Origin of the sequence: Nocardia sp. NPDC057663 (genome assembly GCF_042799895.1) — a bacterium.
GTDB lineage: Bacteria > Actinomycetota > Actinomycetes > Mycobacteriales > Mycobacteriaceae > Nocardia.
This window is the reverse complement of sequence record NZ_JBHVHX010000005.1, coordinates 40,075-55,691: the sequence shown is the minus strand read 5'-3', so window position 1 is coordinate 55,691 and position 15,617 is coordinate 40,075. Positions and strand designations below refer to the sequence as shown.

15 protein-coding genes are annotated in these 15,617 nt (G+C 68.9%); 10 read left to right on the top strand and 5 right to left on the bottom strand.

The window, feature by feature from the left end:
* Positions 1-36: 36 nt before the first annotated feature.
* Positions 37-1,272: a cytochrome P450 gene (locus ACFVAV_RS13815; protein WP_379034679.1), complete on the bottom strand. Its 1,236-nt coding sequence runs from the start codon at positions 1,270-1,272 to the stop codon at positions 37-39.
* Positions 1,273-1,430: 158 nt separating this feature from the next.
* Between ACFVAV_RS13815 and ACFVAV_RS13810 the strand changes: the two genes are divergently transcribed.
* From ACFVAV_RS13810 to ACFVAV_RS13800, 3 genes are all read left to right on the top strand, one after another.
* Positions 1,431-2,216, top strand: coding sequence for an SDR family oxidoreductase (locus ACFVAV_RS13810; protein WP_379034677.1), 786 nt, complete (start codon positions 1,431-1,433; stop codon positions 2,214-2,216).
* 163 nt (positions 2,217-2,379) lie between these two features.
* Entirely contained in the window at positions 2,380-3,546 is a 1,167-nt protein-coding gene (locus tag ACFVAV_RS13805) for a cytochrome P450 (protein ID WP_379034675.1), read from the top strand.
* A gap of 39 nt (positions 3,547-3,585) precedes the next feature.
* Positions 3,586-4,350: an SDR family NAD(P)-dependent oxidoreductase gene (locus ACFVAV_RS13800; protein ID WP_379034673.1), complete on the top strand. Its 765-nt coding sequence runs from the start codon at positions 3,586-3,588 to the stop codon at positions 4,348-4,350.
* Positions 4,351-4,410: 60 nt separating this feature from the next.
* On the opposite strand, the gene ACFVAV_RS13795 is transcribed toward ACFVAV_RS13800, so the two are convergent.
* Together ACFVAV_RS13795 and ACFVAV_RS13790 are read right to left on the bottom strand one after the other, a co-directional pair.
* Positions 4,411-5,310 (bottom strand): enoyl-CoA hydratase/isomerase family protein, encoded by a 900-nt coding sequence (locus tag ACFVAV_RS13795; RefSeq protein WP_379034671.1) that lies wholly within the window; start codon positions 5,308-5,310, stop codon positions 4,411-4,413.
* 56 nt (positions 5,311-5,366) lie between these two features.
* Positions 5,367-6,059: a hypothetical protein gene (locus ACFVAV_RS13790; RefSeq protein WP_379034669.1), complete on the bottom strand. Its 693-nt coding sequence runs from the start codon at positions 6,057-6,059 to the stop codon at positions 5,367-5,369.
* Between the two features lie 111 nt (positions 6,060-6,170).
* On the opposite strand from ACFVAV_RS13790, the gene ACFVAV_RS13785 reads away from it, so the two are divergent.
* Genes ACFVAV_RS13785 through ACFVAV_RS13760 form a run of 6 tightly spaced genes read left to right on the top strand, consistent with a single transcriptional unit; the run spans position 6,171 to position 11,986 of the window.
* Positions 6,171-6,974 (top strand): enoyl-CoA hydratase/isomerase family protein, encoded by an 804-nt coding sequence (locus ACFVAV_RS13785; RefSeq protein WP_379034667.1) that lies wholly within the window; start codon positions 6,171-6,173, stop codon positions 6,972-6,974.
* Entirely contained in the window at positions 6,971-7,768 is a 798-nt protein-coding gene (locus tag ACFVAV_RS13780; RefSeq protein ID WP_379034665.1) for an enoyl-CoA hydratase/isomerase family protein, read from the top strand. Before ACFVAV_RS13785 ends, ACFVAV_RS13780 begins: the two co-directional genes overlap by 4 nt.
* Positions 7,768-9,240: a class I adenylate-forming enzyme family protein gene (locus ACFVAV_RS13775; protein WP_379034663.1), complete on the top strand. Its 1,473-nt coding sequence runs from the start codon at positions 7,768-7,770 to the stop codon at positions 9,238-9,240. The genes ACFVAV_RS13780 and ACFVAV_RS13775 overlap by 1 nt, the downstream gene beginning before the upstream one ends.
* A gap of 5 nt (positions 9,241-9,245) precedes the next feature.
* Complete coding sequence (locus ACFVAV_RS13770) at positions 9,246-9,668, top strand: PaaI family thioesterase (protein ID WP_379034661.1); 423 nt, start codon at positions 9,246-9,248, stop codon at positions 9,666-9,668.
* A gap of 3 nt (positions 9,669-9,671) precedes the next feature.
* Positions 9,672-11,195: a nitric oxide reductase activation protein NorD gene (locus ACFVAV_RS13765; RefSeq protein WP_379034659.1), complete on the top strand. Its 1,524-nt coding sequence runs from the start codon at positions 9,672-9,674 to the stop codon at positions 11,193-11,195.
* Positions 11,192-11,986, top strand: coding sequence for an AAA family ATPase (locus tag ACFVAV_RS13760; protein WP_379034657.1), 795 nt, complete (start codon positions 11,192-11,194; stop codon positions 11,984-11,986). Before ACFVAV_RS13765 ends, ACFVAV_RS13760 begins: the two co-directional genes overlap by 4 nt.
* A 25-nt stretch (positions 11,987-12,011) precedes the next feature.
* Here ACFVAV_RS13760 and ACFVAV_RS13755 read toward each other — a convergent pair whose 3' ends face one another.
* Positions 12,012-12,521, bottom strand: coding sequence for a DoxX family protein (locus ACFVAV_RS13755; protein WP_379034655.1), 510 nt, complete (start codon positions 12,519-12,521; stop codon positions 12,012-12,014).
* A 151-nt stretch (positions 12,522-12,672) separates the two neighbouring features.
* Between ACFVAV_RS13755 and ACFVAV_RS13750 the strand changes: the two genes are divergently transcribed.
* Positions 12,673-13,854, top strand: coding sequence for an acyl-CoA dehydrogenase family protein (locus ACFVAV_RS13750; RefSeq protein WP_379034653.1), 1,182 nt, complete (start codon positions 12,673-12,675; stop codon positions 13,852-13,854).
* Between the two features lie 55 nt (positions 13,855-13,909).
* Here ACFVAV_RS13750 and ACFVAV_RS13745 read toward each other — a convergent pair whose 3' ends face one another.
* On the bottom strand, positions 13,910-15,583 hold the full coding sequence (locus ACFVAV_RS13745) for an acyl-CoA synthetase (RefSeq protein WP_379034651.1): 1,674 nt from the start codon (positions 15,581-15,583) through the stop codon (positions 13,910-13,912).
* Positions 15,584-15,617: the final 34 nt, after the last annotated feature.

The window sequence follows — 15,617 nt, the reverse complement described above, 5'->3', positions numbered from 1 at the left end:
CACGCGGGGGCGGGGAACGGATCGGCGGGGGCCGGGTCAATCCAGGGTGAAACGGATCGGCAGGCGCTTGAGGCCGCCGACGAATGTCGTTGCGGTGAGCTCGGGTTCACCCGCGAGTTCCACCGATTTCAGCCTGGGCAGCAGTTCGCTGAAGAAGCTGCCGATCTCCATGCGCGCGAGTGCGGCGCCCAGGCAGAAGTGCACCCCGTACCCGAAGGCGACGTGCTTGTTGGGTTCGCGGCCGATGTCGAACCGGAACGGGTCGTCGAACACGTCCTCGTCCCGGTTGGCCGACACATACGACAGCAGCAGCGAATCACCCGCCGGAATCGTGATCCCGCTGATCACCGAATCCTCGGCCGCGGTGCGCATGAAGGCCTTCACCGGGGTCACCCAGCGGATGATCTCCTCGGTGGCCCGAGGCATGAGCCCGAGGTCACCGCGGAGCCGGTCGAGCTGCTCGGGGTTGTCGATGAGCGCGCGCAATCCGCCGGAGATGCTGCTGCTGGTGGTGTCGTGTCCCGCGGTCGCGATGATCGCGTAGTACGACACGATGTCCACATCCGAGAGCGGCTCACCATCGATCGTCGCGTTCGCGATGGTGGACGCCAGGTCGTCGGTCGGCTGTGCGCGGCGCGATTCGGTGAGTTTCTGGAAGTAGGCGAACATCTCGATGAGCGCGTTCATCGACTCGTCCGCCGGGGTCGACCGCGTGAGCTCGGCGTCGTCGTTGCCCATGAGCTCCTGGGTCAGCTTGAGCATGAGCGGGAAGTCCGATTCGGGCACCCCGAGCAGCGACATGATCACATACAGCGGGAAGTTCACCGCGACCTCGCTGACGAAATCGCACTCGCCACCGGTGTCGCGCATCCGGTCGACGTAACGCACCGCGAGTTCCTCGATCCGCAGCTTCATCGCGCGCATGGCCTTGGGCGCGAACCAGTCCGCGGCGATCGCGCGCACGACCCGATGCTGTGGGTCGTCCATGTGGATCAGGGTCTTGATGCCCACCGCGGCCTGCATCTCGTCCGATCGCGCGGTCATCAGCACCGGGCGCGGCCAGTTGGTGAACCGCTTGTCGGCGCGTTCGACCGCCATGATGTCGGCGTGCTTGGTGAGCGCCCAGAACGGCTTGTAGCCGGGCACCTCCACTCGCGCCACCGGATTTCCCGCCCGCAGCGCCGACAGCGCGGTGTGCAGCCTCTTCTCATCGGTGTAGACCGTGGGATCCGCGAGGACGTTCGCGGCTTCGTCGACGACCGGCATGCTCATCAGCACCCTTTCGGATTATCGGCTCGCTCGACCGGTTCGGCGTGGTGCCACGCGGCGCCGGTGAGCGCGTTGTCCAGGACACAACAGTGATTTATAGTTGGGCTTACTGTCAAGCATTCGGTAAATACTTCTGTCGCATCTACGAAGGGGTAGAGTTGATGAGTTCCCAGCAGCGCAGGATCGTCGTGGTCGGTGCCGGATCAGGCATCGGAGCCGCCGCTGCCACCCACTTTCACGAGCGTGGCGACCACGTCCTCGCGGTGGATCTGCGCCCCGGCGACACCCCGGCGGCGCGACGCGAGATCTGCGATCTGCGCGACCCGGCGGCCATCGCCGGCCTGCTCGGCCGGATCGGCGGTGACTGGGACGCCCTGGCCTTCGTCGCCGGCGTCCCCGGCACCGCACCCGCCGATGATGTCCTGGCGGTGAACTACCTCGGTATGCGGCTGTTCGCCACCGGCATGCTGCCCCTGCTGCGCCAGGGCGGCGCGATCGTCACCGTCGCCTCGGTGGCCGCGCTCGGCTGGCAGCAGCGTATCGACGACCTCACCGGACTTCTCGCCGCCACCGACGTCGCGGCGGTGCGGAATTGGCAGCAGACCCAGGATCCGGCCTACCCCGTCTACAGCACGTCCAAGCAGGCCGCGATCATCTTCGCCAAGCGGCTGGCGCCGTCGGCATGGCAGAAGTACGGCGTCCGAGTCAACACCGTCAGCCCGGGCCCGACCGATACCCCGATCCTCACCGACTTCGAGGCATCGATGGGCAAGGACGTCCTGGATGCGGTGAAGGCCACGATCGGGCGGCACGCCACGGTCGCCGACATCGTGCCGGTGATCGACTTCCTGACCGGCTCCGGCTCGCGCTGGATCAACGGCCAAGACGTGCACGTCGACGGTGGTTTCGTCGCGCCGATGACCGTCGGACCGGCCGTCGAGCTCTGACCCCGAGACACAGGCACCGGTCCCGGCCACATTGCCGGGACCGGTGCCGACTCTTATACTGTATGTCTTACAGTAACTACATCTACTCCGCCGTTCGGCGTGACGAAGTCAGAGGTGAGCCGTGAACAGTCCCGTCGAGGACCCAGCAGCGACGGTCGCAGAGGTGCCCGATCCCCATGACCCCTACCCGTTCTTCGCGGCACGCAGGCGCGCCGGCGGCGTGTTCCACGGGACGGTGATGGACTACTCCCGAACCCCAGCGGAACTGCGCCCCACCGACACCTTCGCCGCCGTGTCCTGGTCGGCGGTGAACCAGGCGCTGCGCAACGGATCGGTGTTCAGCACCCAGCTCTACGACGCCACGATCGGGGTGTTCATGGGGCCGACCATCCTGGCGATGAACGGCCTGACCCACAAGGCGCACCGCAACTTGGTGTCGGCCGCGTTCAAACCGCAGTCGCTGGCGACGTGGGAGCCCGAGATCGTCCGCCCGATCTGCGACAAGCTGATCGACGAGTTCATCGCGGAAGGTCGCGCGGATCTGGTGCGCGACTTCACCTTCGAGTTCCCGACCCGGGTCATCGCCCGGCTGCTTGGCCTGCCGGAGGAAGACCTGCCGTTCTTCCGGGAAGCCGCGGTGGCGATCATCAGCTACGCGGGCAACGTACCCCGGGCACTGCAGGCCTCCAAAGACCTCAAGGAGTATTTCCTCGAACACATCGAGCGCCGACGGTCCGCACCCGCCGACGACATCATCAGCAATCTGGTCACCGCGGAGATCGACGGCGAGAAGCTGTCCGATCGCGCGATCTATTCCTTCCTGCGGCTGCTGTTGCCGGCCGGGCTCGAGACGACCTACCGATCCTCGGGCAATCTGCTCTTCCAGCTGCTGACCCACCCCGACCAGTTCGCGGCGATCCAGCAGGACCACGGTCTGCTACCGCAGGCGATCGAGGAAGGACTGCGGTTCGAGACACCGCTGACGCTGGTGCAGCGGTATGTCACCGAGGACACCGAACTCGACGGTGTCGCCATCCCGGCGGGCGCGGTTCTGGACCTGTGCCTCGGCTCGGCCAACCGCGACGAATCCCGCTGGGAGCGGTCGGAGGAATTCGACATCTTCCGGCCCCGGCTGCCGCACATCAGTTTCACCGCCGGCGCCCACACCTGCCTCGGACTGCATCTGGCGCGCATGGAAACCCGGGTCGCGATGGAGGCACTGCTGCGCAGGCTGACCGGGATCACCCTGCTGCCCGACGGTGATCCGCACATCTTCGGCCAGCCCTTCCGCTCGCCGACTGCACTTCCGGTGAGCTTCGATGTCGTCTGATCTCCGACTCCACCACCGTTTCCGAGTTCGAGGAGCCCTGTGAACACCAGCACCCTGTTCGACCTGACCGGCCGTGCGGCACTCGTCACCGGAGCGGGCGGCGGTATCGGTGCCGCCGTCGCGAGCGCACTGGCCGCGCAGGGCGCGACCGTAGTCGTCACCGATATCGATGGCGCCGCAGCCGAAGCCACTGCGGACAAGATCGTCGCCGATGGTGGGCAGGCCACCGCGACAGCACTGGATGTCCGCGACCGGGCCGCCGCCGATGCCGCCGCCGCACTCGCGGCGCAGGCCGGTGGTGGCACGCTCAACATCGTCGTGAACAACGCCGGGATCACCGAGCCCGCGATGTTCGGTGCCACCACCGAGGAGTCGGTGCTGCGGATGCTCGACATCCACCTGCTCGGCGCGTTCCGCTGTACCCAGGCGGCGCTGCCGTATCTCCCGGCCGACGGGACGGGGCGCATCATCAACGTGACCTCGTCCGCGGGTCTGGTCGGCACGCTCGGGCAGGTGAACTACTCGGCCGCCAAATCCGGCATCGTCGGCATGACCAAGTCACTGGCAAAAGAACTGGCGCGCAATCAGATAACCGTCAACGCGCTGGCCCCCGCCGCGGCGACGCCGATGACCGAGACGATTCGCACCGATCCCCGGTTCGCCGAGCAGATGCTCAGCCGCATTCCGATGCGGCGCTGGGCCGAACCACAAGAGGTGGCAGGCGCTTTCGTGTTCCTGGCCTCCGACGCCGCCTCGTTCGTGACCGGCCAGATCCTCGCGGTCGACGGTGGCCTGGTCATGTGACATCGACACCGGCGAGGCCGGTGCCGGCAGAGTTCCGGCACCGGCCTCGTCGTCGATGTGCTAACCCAGGTCGGGTTCGGGGACGTGGAAATGCACGTCGCGCAAGCGGAATGCTTCCTTCGTGCCGTGCTCGGCGCGGGTCTTGACGAAGTTGAACTCGCCCGGGGCGAACTGCAGGTTGGTACCGAAGGCGTGGAAGAGGTAGCTGGCGACTTCTTCCCCCTGATAAGCCTGGCTCTGTTCGACCATCCGGAAGGCCTCCTTGGCGATGACGACGCCGTCGGCGGGCATCTTCGCCGCCTTCTCCGCCCAGTAGCGAGCCCGCGCGGTCACCGCCGCGGGATCACACGTCTCGGTGAACACACCGAGCTGCTCCACACTCGCCGCCTCGACGATGTCCCCGGTCAACAGCAGACGGCGGGCCAGCACCGGGCCGAGCCGGTGGAAGAACATGTGCAGGCTGCCCAGCGCGGGACCGAGGAACCGGGCCGCGGGCATGCCGATTCGCGTGTCACGGGCGATCACCGAGATATCGGTCATCAGGGCCATCTCGAACCCACCGCCGAGCGCGTACCCGCTGATCTCGCCGACGGTGACCTTCGGAAAGCCCAGGAACTCGTGGTAGAAGCCGAAGGACTTGCGGTCCACGGTCAGCCGTCTGCGCTGACTGGGCCTGCGCGGTGCCGTGCGCTCACCGTCGGCGGCGGCGCGCTCGCCGTACCAGCCGTAGGCGTTGTTCATATCGGCGCCGGTGCTGAACACCTGCTCCGCGCCGCGCAGCAGCACCACGGTGATGTCGTCGTCGTCGGCAACTCGGTCGAGACAGCGGGCGATGTCGTCGCGCATCGCGGCATCGTAGGAGTTGCGCTGGGCCGGGTTGTTCAGGGTGATGGTGGCGATCCGGCGGTCCGGATCGAGCTCGTAGAGCACACGGCCGTCGGTGGCAGGGGACACGGTCATCGGCTATCTCTTCCTGGGTTTCTCGGGGTGGTCGGCGGCGGCCGCACGGGTCGCGGTCAGGGACGGGTGGTACGGGGCCCGAAACGCGCTGTGGGCAGGCCGTCGATGGGCACGGCGACGGTGCGTACGACCGCCGAGCACAGCAGTTGCCCGTCGCGCAGGATGCGGGCGGTCGATTCGATCTCGTGGTCGCTCAGCACACGCACGATGTCGAAGTCGAGTTCGGTGAGAATCGGGGTCGGCCTGCGGTAGGTGACCTCCATCGATCGGGTCTTGCCCGCCACCCCGGACGCGCAGCTGTGATGCTGGACCACGGCGTCGAAGAAGACACCGAGGAAACCGCCGTGCGCGAGACCGGGCGGCCCTTCGTGGACGAGGGGGAAGGTGATGCGGCCCCGCGCCGTCGTGGTGTCGAGGTGGTCGAAGACGTACTCGGGGAAACAGGGATTGAACGCGCCGATGTCGAAGGCGTGATTCAGGTACACCCGCCGGTCCGTGGGGTCGCCGGCGAATCGCGGCGCCGGATCGGGCGGCACCGCGGCGGCGAGCTCACGTTCCCGTCCCGACAGCTCGGACAGCATCGCGTCGACGGTCGGGTGCGGGTGCTCCAAGGCGAGCAGCAGGCCGATGACGCGGCGCAGTGTCGCGGCTGCGGCGACGGTCTGTGCCAGGGGTTCCGCGCCGAAGCGGGCCGTCGGCCTGCGGTCGGTTCGCGCCGTGTCCGGTGGCACGGTTCCAGGCTCGGCCATCGCAGCTCTTTTCTTCTCGGGGCATCGCGGCCACCCTGGCGGGAGACCGACGGTATTGTCTACTGTACATGCAACAGTATGTTTCACTACCCTCGTCTCCAGGAGGCAAGCATGCCGTTCGACACCATCGGCTACGAGGTCGACGGGCACACGGCCACCATCACGCTCGACCGCCCGCACGCCCTCAATGCGCTGAGCCCGCACATGATCACCGAGCTGCGGGCCGCCTACGACGAGGCCGAGCGCGACGACAAGGTGTGGCTGCTGATCGTCACCGGGACCGGCCGCGCGTTCTGCACCGGTGCCGACGTCAGCGAGATACCGGGCGACGGCAAGGTGGTCAACGAGCGCCCCTACCTGTCGACCTACGAGCAGTGGGAGGCACCGCAGGAGGGCACGCCTCCGTTCCGCACCATGACCAAGCCGATCATCGTCGCGGTCAACGGATTGTGCTGCGGCGCCGGGCTGGACTGGGTGACCACCGGCGATATCGTCATCGCCTCGGACCGGGCGACCTTCTTCGATCCGCACGTCAGCATCGGGCTGGTTGCCGGTCGTGAGGTCGTGCGCCTGGCCAGGGTGCTGCCCCGGACCGTCGCGCTGCGGATGGCCCTGATGGGCAAACACGAGCGGATGAGCGCACACCGGGCCTACGAACTCGGCATGATCACCGAGGTGGTCGAGCACGACCGCCTGCTCGAACGCGCGCGCGAGATCGGCGATATCGTCAATTCCAATGCGCCCCTGGCTGTTCGGGGCACGCGGTTGGCCATCGTCAAGGGCCTGGACGTGCCGTTGCACGAGGCCGAGATGCTCGCCGAATCCTTCCGGGAGCGGGTCACCCGCACCGAGGACGCCCTCGAGGGACCGCAGGCCTTCGTCGAGAAGCGCGACCCGATCTGGCAGTGCCGATGAGCACCCCCTATTCCACCGTGCTGTTCGAGGTCGACGAGCGCGATCGGGTCGCGACGGTGACGCTCAACCGCCCGGACCGGCTCAACGCCTTCGACCGCACCATGTGCGAGGAGATGCGCGAGGTCTGGCGGCGGATCCGCCTGGACGACTCGGTGAACGCCGTCGTCCTGCGCGCGGCAGGCACGCGCGCCTTTTCCGCGGGCCTCGACATCAAGGTGCCCTACGGCCAGCCGGAGGGGATCTGGCACCACGAGGATCCCGGCGAGGCGCTGAGCCCGAAATGGCAGAAGATGTGGAAGCCGGTGGTGTGCGCCGTGCAGGGGATGTGCACGGCGGGCGCGTTCTACTTCGTCAACGAAGCCGATGTGGTGATCTGTTCGGAGGAAGCCACCTTCTTCGACTCCCATGTCTCGGCGGGGCTGGTCTGCGCGCTCGAACCGATCGGGCTCATGCGCCGCGTCGGTCTCGGCGAGACCCTGCGCATCGCGCTGATGGGCAATGACGAGCGGGTCTGCGCCGACACCGCGCTGCGGATCGGTCTGGTTTCGGAAATCGTTGCCCGCGAACAGCTCTGGGAGCGCGCACATGCCATCGCGGCCGGCATCGCGGCCAAACCGCCGACCGCTACCCAGGGCACGGTGCGCGCGATCTGGGAATCCCTGGACAAGCCCTACCGGGCCGCGATGGAGCACGGTCTCGTCTACACCCGCCTGGGCAATCCGATCGCCACGGCGGAACTGGCCGCCGCCCGCGACAGCAGGCCCGCCACCCCGATCGAACCGAGGATCCGCTGATGACCCAGCCGCACGACCACCCGCTGAGCACCCGGATCCGGCAGATCCTCGACCTCGCACCCGATGCCCGGGCGATCGAGTTCGACGGAACATGGTTCACCTGGGGCGAACTCGCCACCGCGACACACCGCACCGCCGACCACGTACCGCAGGCACAGCCGGTGGGCATCCTGCTGCGCAACCGCCCCGAACATGTGGCCGCGTTCCTCGGTGTCCTGCTCGCGGGCGGCACGGTGGTCGTGATCAACCCCGCCCGCGGTGACGACCGCATCCGCGCCGACATCACCGCCTTGGACCTGCCGCTGGTGATCGGCAACACCGGCGATCTCACCGCCCTGGTCGATCCCGGCACCACCACCCTGGCGGTGGACGGTCTCGAGGGACAACCGGCGCAAGCACCGGCGAAATCCGGTGCGGCGGCGACGAAACCGGTGACCGCGGTCCGCATGCTGACCAGCGGCACGACCGGCCCGCCCAAGCGGGTCGACCTGACCTACGACATGTTGTGGCGCAGCGTGCTCGGGGCCGATCCGGATCGCCATCCGGTACCCGCCGCGCCGCGGACCGGTGTCGCGATCGTCAATGCCCCGCTGGTGCACATCGGCGGCGTGTTCCGGATCCTGCAGTGTGTGCTCACCGCACGGCCGTTCGTCTTCCTGCCGCGTTTCGAGCTGGACCGCTGGGCCGCCGTGGTGCGCGCACACCGGCCCGGTGCGGTCTCGCTGGTGCCTGCCGCGCTCCGCATGGTGCTGCACTCGGATCTCACCGCTGATGATCTCGCCGGTGTCCGGGCAGTCACCTCCGGCACCGCTCCCCTGTCGCCCGCCGACGCCGATGCCTTCCAGGAGAAGTTCGGCGTCCCGGTCCTGACCTCGTATGCCGCCACCGAATTCGGCGGCGGGGTCGCGGGATGGACGCTGGCCGATCATCAGCAGTTCTGGCGGGCCAAGCGCGGCAGTGTCGGACGGGCCAGCGGTGGTGCCCGATTGCGGGTGGTCGGGGACGACGGCACCGAACTCGGCCCGGACAGCCCGGGACTGCTCGAGGTGATACCCGGCCAGCTGGGGCCGGGGACGGACTGGATCCGCACCACCGACATCGCCCGCATCGATGCCGACGGCTTCCTGTGGATCCTGGGACGTGCCGATCAGGCCATCATCCGCGGTGGATTCAAGATCATGCCCGACGAGGTGCGCACGGCCATCGAGGCGCATCCGGCGGTGCGCGGCGCCGCCGTCGTAGCCCGGCCCGACCAACGCCTCGGCGAGACCCCGGTGGCGATGGTCGAACTGCGCCCCGATCGCCGGACCGAGGTCGCCGATCTGCTCGACCATCTGCGAACCCGCTTGGCCCGCTACGAGATTCCCACCGATATCGCGCTGGTCGACGCTATCCCCCGTACCCCGTCGGGCAAGGCGGATCTGTCCGCGGTCCGCGCGTATTTCGCCGGTTCCGGCACCGGCCAGGAGTGAATGCCATGATGACAACCCTTCGCCACATCAGCGGGCTGCTCGATCACATCGGTTTCCGCAAGAGTACCGACAGCCAGGGCACACCGAACTGGGAACTGCCCGTCGCGCCACACGTGGTCAACACCTCCGGAGGCCTGCAGGGCGGCCTGATCGCCACCCTGGTCGACATCGCCGCGGGCACGGTCGCGCTCGAGCACCGGCCACCGAACGCCGGTGTGGTCACCTCGGACCTGAGTGTGCGCTACTTCCGTCCCGTCACCGACGGCGCGGCGCGCACGCAGTGCACGGTCATGCACGCGGGCAAACGCTCGATCGTCGTGCAGGTCGAGGTGTACGGCGGGCCCGACGACAGCCTCGCGGCGCTGGCCACCGTCAACTTCGCGACCGTCGATTTCGCGACCGACCGCACCGCCGTCGCGAGAGACTGACCGATGGATCCCACACGGGCATCCGCGATCGAGCGCAGCTGCGCGGTGACCGCGGTGGCCTTCTCCGAACGCCGTCGCACCGATGTGCGTCTGATGACCGGCGAACACCGGGGATTCGGTCTGAGCGCGGGACGTCGCATCGTACAGGTCCCGTACCCGCCGATCGACGCCGACTGGACTCGCACGACCCTGACCTGCGGTGTCGCACTGCAGTGTTCGCCGTCCAAAGACCGGATCGCCGAGTTTGCGCTGCACGAGTTGTCGCCGCGGCAGCGGGCGGCGCTGTCATTGGTCGAAGGCGGTGTCGCCGCCGCCTGGGTCGGTGCCCGGCTGCCGGGTCTGCTACCTGAATTACGCAGGGTGCTAACTCATCTGGAGTTGCACGAGGAAGATCTCGACGGTGGCCGGATGCTCGATCGGGCACTCGAACTGGCCGGGACCCGGCAGGTACTCGCGACGCACTCGTTGCTCGGCACGCTGCCGTCTGGTGCGGTCGGCCGCGGCGCCCTGGCCTCGGCCGTGCGCCGGGTGTATGCCCGGATGCCGTGGACCTCGGCGCGCAGTGACTCCTACCGCCCGCTGACGGTCCCGGTCGGCGGGGACGGCGGTGCGCGCAACGCGAACCTGCCCCCGCCGAGCAGACCCGAGGACGACGACGTCGAGATCTGGGCCGACCAGCGCGCCGGTATCCCCTACCCGGAGTGGAATCGCTGGACCGGTGCGTTCCTGCCCGACCATGTCGCCGTGCTGGAACGCAAGCTGCCCACCCGCAACACCCCGGTCACCGCCGTGTCGGGCGATGTCCGGCGCTGGTTCGAACACAACACCCACCGCGCGATGCGTACCGGGCTCGAGGACGGATCCGATATCGACATCGACCGCTACGTCGCCTATGTCGCCGACGCCGGCACCGGCCGGGCGCCGCAGCCACGGATCTTCCGCGAACTGGCGCACACGTCCCGCGATGTCAGTACCGCCCTGCTGCTGGACGGCAGCTCCTCGCTCGGTGTGCACGGCGGGCAGGTCTTCCGGCTCGAACTCGACTGCGCGGACGCCCTGTCGCGGGCAATGACCCTGGCCAGGGAGCGGCACGGCATCTTCGTGTTCACCGGCAACACCCGGCACCGGGTGCAGGTGGACTGTCTCAAGGATTTCCAGGACCCGCATTTCGTCGACCCGGGCAGCCTGGGATTGGTCACCGGGGGCTACACCCGGCTCGGCGCGCCCCTGCGCCACCTGACCGCCCGGCTCGTCGATCAGCCGTCCCAGCGCAGACTGCTGATCGTCATCGGCGACGGGCTGATGTCGGACGAAGGTTACGAAGGACGCTACGCCTGGGCCGATGTCGCCCATGCCGTGGAAGAAGCCGAGGACGCCGGGGTCCGGATCTTCTATCTCGGGGTCGGCCCGACCCGGGTCGACCCCCTGCCGGAGGTCTTCGGGCCCCGGCGGTCCCGCCGCATCGGGCGGGTCGACGAATTGCCCAGGGCCCTGGCCCAGATCCATCGAGAGTTGGTAGCCGAATGAACACAGATCCGTACTTCGCCGGCGGCATCGAGGTGCCCCTGTTCGAGGGTGCACATCGCCAACGACTGCCGGTGATGCTCACCGGACCCACCGGGTGCGGCAAGACCCGTTTCGTCGAACACATGGGCAGGCTGCTGGGCAGGCCGGTCGTGACGATCAGCTGCCACGACGACCTGACCAGTTCGGACCTGGTCGGCCGGTTCATGGTCGCCGGCGGTGACGTCCGCTGGACCGACGGCCCGCTCACCCGGGCCGTGAAGTCCGGGGCGATCTGCTACCTGGACGAGGTGGTCGAGGCCCGGCACGATTCCCTCGCGGTCCTGCACGCGCTCACCGACCACCGCCGCACCCTGTTCCTGGATCGCGCGGACGAAGTCGTGGCCGCACCCGATCCGTTCATGCTCGTCTGTTCCTACAACCCCGCCTACCGCAGTTCACTCAAGGAACTCAAACCCTCGTTCCGGCAACGGTTCGTCACCATCGCCATGGACTACCTGCCACCGGATCGCGAGGCCGAGCTGCTGGCCGCCGAGACCGCGGTGGATCCGGCGGTGGCCCGGCGGCTGGTCGGGTGCGCGGTCGCCATCCGCAAGGCCGACGGTGTCTTCCATTTCGAACCACCCTCGACCCGGGTACTCGTGGCGGCCGCGCGGCTCGTCGCGGCCGGGGTGAGCGAGCTCGACGCCGTGCACGCCTGCGTGCTGGCGCCGCTGAGCAGTGACGGCGCCATCCACGACGGCCTGCGCGAGATCGCGGCGGCGAGTCTGGCGGAGGTGCGGTCGTCCACCTGAGAGCGCGCGGCCGACATCCGGCGGGTCAGGACGGTGTCGTGGCAGGCGGCCGGTAGAACAGCGCGAGCTGGCCCGCGCCCGCCGCCAGGCCCACCCCGGCAGCGATGCCGAAACCCCACCAGCCATCGACCTGTTCGCTGCCGAGCAGCAGCCCGTCGATGCTCAGCAGACCCGGGCCGAGGGTTGCTACGCCGATCGCGGCCACCGCGAGCACCAGGTTGTACTCCCAGCCGTTGCCGACGATGAAGAATCCGTGCGCGCGATGCACCGTCCACGCGGCCACCACCATCAGGGCGACGAACCCGGCTGCCGCGAACGGCGTCGCAATGCCCAGTGCCAGGGCGAGTCCCGCACCGATCTCGGCACCCGCGGCCAGGCGGGCGTGCACCGCGCCCGGGCGCATCCCGATGCTGTCGAACCAGCGGGCCGTGCCCGGGATCCGGCCGCCCGCGAAGATCTTGCTGTATCCGTGCGCGGCCATGGTCAGCCCGAGGCACACCCGCAGGATCAGCACTCCGGCATCGAACGCTGTCATCGTCATTCCCGCCTGTCCGCCGGACCGGCGGGTCTCGCCCACCGTTCCAGCACTCTTCCCATATAGGTTACCGATAGTATTACAGTAAATACGAACACAAGCATCTGGACCACCACGGCGACAGCTGCCGTGCCCGAGGAAGGCTCCTGCCATGACCAGCACGACCACCGACCAGGTCACCGACGAGGATTTCCGCCAGATCCTCTCCCAGACGAAAGATTTCGTCCGCACCGTCGTGGTCCCGCGTGAGTCCGAGATCGCCGCGCAGGACCGGATCCCGGACGAGATCGTCGCCCAGGCCAAGGCCATGGGTCTCTACGGGTATGCCATCCCGCAGGAGTGGGGCGGGCTCGGCCTGCATCTGGCCCAGGATGTCGAGCTGGCCATGGAACTCGGCTACACCACCCTGGCCCTGCGGTCGCTGTTCGGCACCAGCAACGGCATCGCCGGGCAGGTCCTGGTGGGGTTCGGCACCGAGGAGCAGAAGGCCAGGTGGCTCGAGCCCATCGCCACCGGCGCCGTGGTCGCTTCGTTCGCGCTGACCGAATCCGGCGCCGGATCCGATCCCGCGTCGCTGCGCACCACCGCGACCGCCACGGGCGCGGACTGGATCATCAACGGCGAGAAGCGATTCATCACCAATGCGCCGGTGGCCGATCTGTTCGTCGTCTTCGCCCGCACCCGGCAGGCCGACAGCTCAGGCCCCGGGATCTCGGTGTTCCTGGTACCGGCGGCCACGCCGGGCGTCACGGTCGGCCCCAAGGACCGCAAGATGGGCCAGGAGGGCGCGTGGACCGCCGAGGTGAGTTTCCGGGACGTGCGGGTCGGCGCGGACGCCCTCGTCGGCGGCAGCGAGGACGTCGGCTATCGGGCCGCCATGAGTTCCCTGGCGCGTGGCCGCGTCCACATCGCGGCGGTGGCCGTCGGGACCGCGCAGCGCGCGCTCGACGAATCGGTCACCTACGCCGCCACGGCCACCCAGGGCGGCACCCCGATCGGGCGATTCCAGCTGGTGCAGGCGCATCTGGCCGACATGCAGACCGGTGTCATGGCCGGACGCGCACTGGTGCGCGCGGCCGCACAGTCCTGGGTCACCGGCGAGGACCGCCGCGTCGCGCCATCGGTCGCCAAGCTCTACTGCACCGAAATGGCCGGTCGCGTAGCCGATTCCGCGGTGCAGGTGCACGGTGGCACCGGGTACATGCGGGGGGTGGCGGTGGAACGGATCTACCGGGACGTGCGCCTGCTGCGGCTCTACGAGGGCACCAGCGAGATCCAGCGGCTCATCATCGGGGGTGGACTGGTGCGCGCCGCCGAACGCACCGCCCGGTGACAACGACCCGGGTGGTGCGGATCGGCCTCGATTCGCACCACCCGGATTCCTCGGCTCACTGCTCGCCGGCGACCTGTTCACGCGCCCAGCGATAGTCGGCCTTGCCCGCCGGGCTGCGGCTGATGGCCGGCCGGAAGACGACCGCCTTGGGCAGCTTGTACCGGGCCAGGGACCCCGCGGCGTGCTCGACCAGTTCGGCGACACCCACCGAGGCGCCCTCGGCGAGCTGCACCACCGCGACGACCTCCTGCCCCCACCGCTCGCTGGGGCGTCCGACGACCAGGACGTCGGCGACGCCGGGATGGGACGCCAGCGCCATCTCGACCTCCTCGGCGAAGATCTTCTCGCCACCGGAGTTGATCGTGACCGCGTCGCGGCCGAGCAGTTCGACGGTGCCGTCGGCGCGGTGACGCGCCCGGTCACCGGGCAGCACGTACCGGACGCCGTCGATCACCGGGAACGTCGCCGCGGTCTTGGCTTCGTCACCCTTGTAACCCAGCGGGGTGAACCGCCGCTTGGCCAGCCAGCCCAGGCCGTCGTGGCCGGGTTCGAGCACCGAGGCGAGATCCTCGGCGACCACGCGGGTGTCCAGGCCTGCCGAGAAGGTGCCGGTGGAGACGAAACCGGCGGCCGAGACGTGATGCAGCTGGGTCCCGGTCTCCGACGAGCCGACCCCGTCGAGCACGGCCAGTCCCGGCACCGCGTCGATCCACTCCTGTTTGAGCACGGGGTTCAGCACCGCGCCGCCATTGGCGATCGCGGCCAGCGACGACACGTCGGCGACGCCGGACCGCACCGCGGCCAGCAGCGGCCGGGCCATGGCGTCGCCGACGACGATGGCGATCGCCACCCGTTCCCGCTCGATCGCCCGCAGCGTCTCGTCCGCATCGATCCGGTCCACCACCGGGGAGAACACCACCGACTGCCCGGTGGTCATCGCGGTCAGCACCGCCCACTGGGCGGCACCGTGCATCAGCGGCGGCAGCAGCATCAGCTTCACGCCGGGATTGGCCGCGGCCCTGGCGCCGATCTCCTCGTAGGAGCCCACGGTGGCGCCGGTGTTGACATCGCGTCCACCACACGCGGCCATGTAGATGTCGTGCTGGCGCCACAGCACGCCCTTGGGCATGCCGGTGGTGCCACCCGTGTAGAGGACGTAGAGGTCGTCGGGCGAGGGTGTCACCGGCGGCGGGACCGGGTCGGTCTCGGCCAGGACTGTCTCGTAATCGACTGCGCCGTCGAGCAGTTCGTTGCCCGAGTCGTCGGCGATCTGGATCAGGACCCGCAGCTGGGGCAGTTCGGCGCGGATCTCGGCCACCCGCGGCGCGAAGGCCGCGTGGTAGATCAGGGCCGTGGCTCCCGCATCGGCGAGCAGATGGCCGAGTTCGCTCTTGACGTAGCGATAGTTGACGTTGAACGGCGCGACCCGGGCGCGGAACGACCCGATCAGGCTCTCGATGTACTCGTGGCCGTTGTGGGCGTAGATGCCGAGCAGATCCTGACCGACCTCGTGACCGCGCAGCGCCGAGCGCTCGGTGTGACAGCCCAGCCCGCGCTGGTGCAGATAGGCGGCCAGGCGGATGGAGCGTTCGGCGGTCTGGCCGTAGGTGTGGCGGTGTTCGCCCTGAATGACCAGTTCCCGGTCCGGCAGCGCGGCCGCGGCAGCGTCGGCGGCTCCCACGAGGGTGAACTGAGCCGGCCCGGGCCCGGTGGTGGCAGCGGACAACATGACTCCTCGAAAGTCGGCCGTCGGCGACGGCGCG

What these genes read in the sequence shown, in the direction of transcription:
- ACFVAV_RS13745 (WP_379034651.1), bottom strand. Translation starts at nt 15,583, where the DNA reads ATGTTGTCCGCTGCCACCACCGGGCCCGGGCCGGCTCAGTTCACCCTC.
- ACFVAV_RS13810 (WP_379034677.1), top strand. Translation starts at nt 1,431, where the DNA reads ATGAGTTCCCAGCAGCGCAGGATCGTCGTGGTCGGTGCCGGATCAGGC.
- ACFVAV_RS13770 (WP_379034661.1), top strand. Translation starts at nt 9,246, where the DNA reads ATGATGACAACCCTTCGCCACATCAGCGGGCTGCTCGATCACATCGGT.
- ACFVAV_RS13760 (WP_379034657.1), top strand. Translation starts at nt 11,192, where the DNA reads ATGAACACAGATCCGTACTTCGCCGGCGGCATCGAGGTGCCCCTGTTC.
- ACFVAV_RS13780 (WP_379034665.1), top strand. Translation starts at nt 6,971, where the DNA reads ATGAGCACCCCCTATTCCACCGTGCTGTTCGAGGTCGACGAGCGCGAT.
- ACFVAV_RS13755 (WP_379034655.1), bottom strand. Translation starts at nt 12,521, where the DNA reads ATGACAGCGTTCGATGCCGGAGTGCTGATCCTGCGGGTGTGCCTCGGG.
- ACFVAV_RS13785 (WP_379034667.1), top strand. Translation starts at nt 6,171, where the DNA reads ATGCCGTTCGACACCATCGGCTACGAGGTCGACGGGCACACGGCCACC.
- ACFVAV_RS13775 (WP_379034663.1), top strand. Translation starts at nt 7,768, where the DNA reads ATGACCCAGCCGCACGACCACCCGCTGAGCACCCGGATCCGGCAGATC.
- ACFVAV_RS13790 (WP_379034669.1), bottom strand. Translation starts at nt 6,059, where the DNA reads ATGGCCGAGCCTGGAACCGTGCCACCGGACACGGCGCGAACCGACCGC.
- ACFVAV_RS13750 (WP_379034653.1), top strand. Translation starts at nt 12,673, where the DNA reads ATGACCAGCACGACCACCGACCAGGTCACCGACGAGGATTTCCGCCAG.
- ACFVAV_RS13795 (WP_379034671.1), bottom strand. Translation starts at nt 5,310, where the DNA reads ATGACCGTGTCCCCTGCCACCGACGGCCGTGTGCTCTACGAGCTCGAT.
- ACFVAV_RS13815 (WP_379034679.1), bottom strand. Translation starts at nt 1,272, where the DNA reads ATGAGCATGCCGGTCGTCGACGAAGCCGCGAACGTCCTCGCGGATCCC.
- ACFVAV_RS13765 (WP_379034659.1), top strand. Translation starts at nt 9,672, where the DNA reads ATGGATCCCACACGGGCATCCGCGATCGAGCGCAGCTGCGCGGTGACC.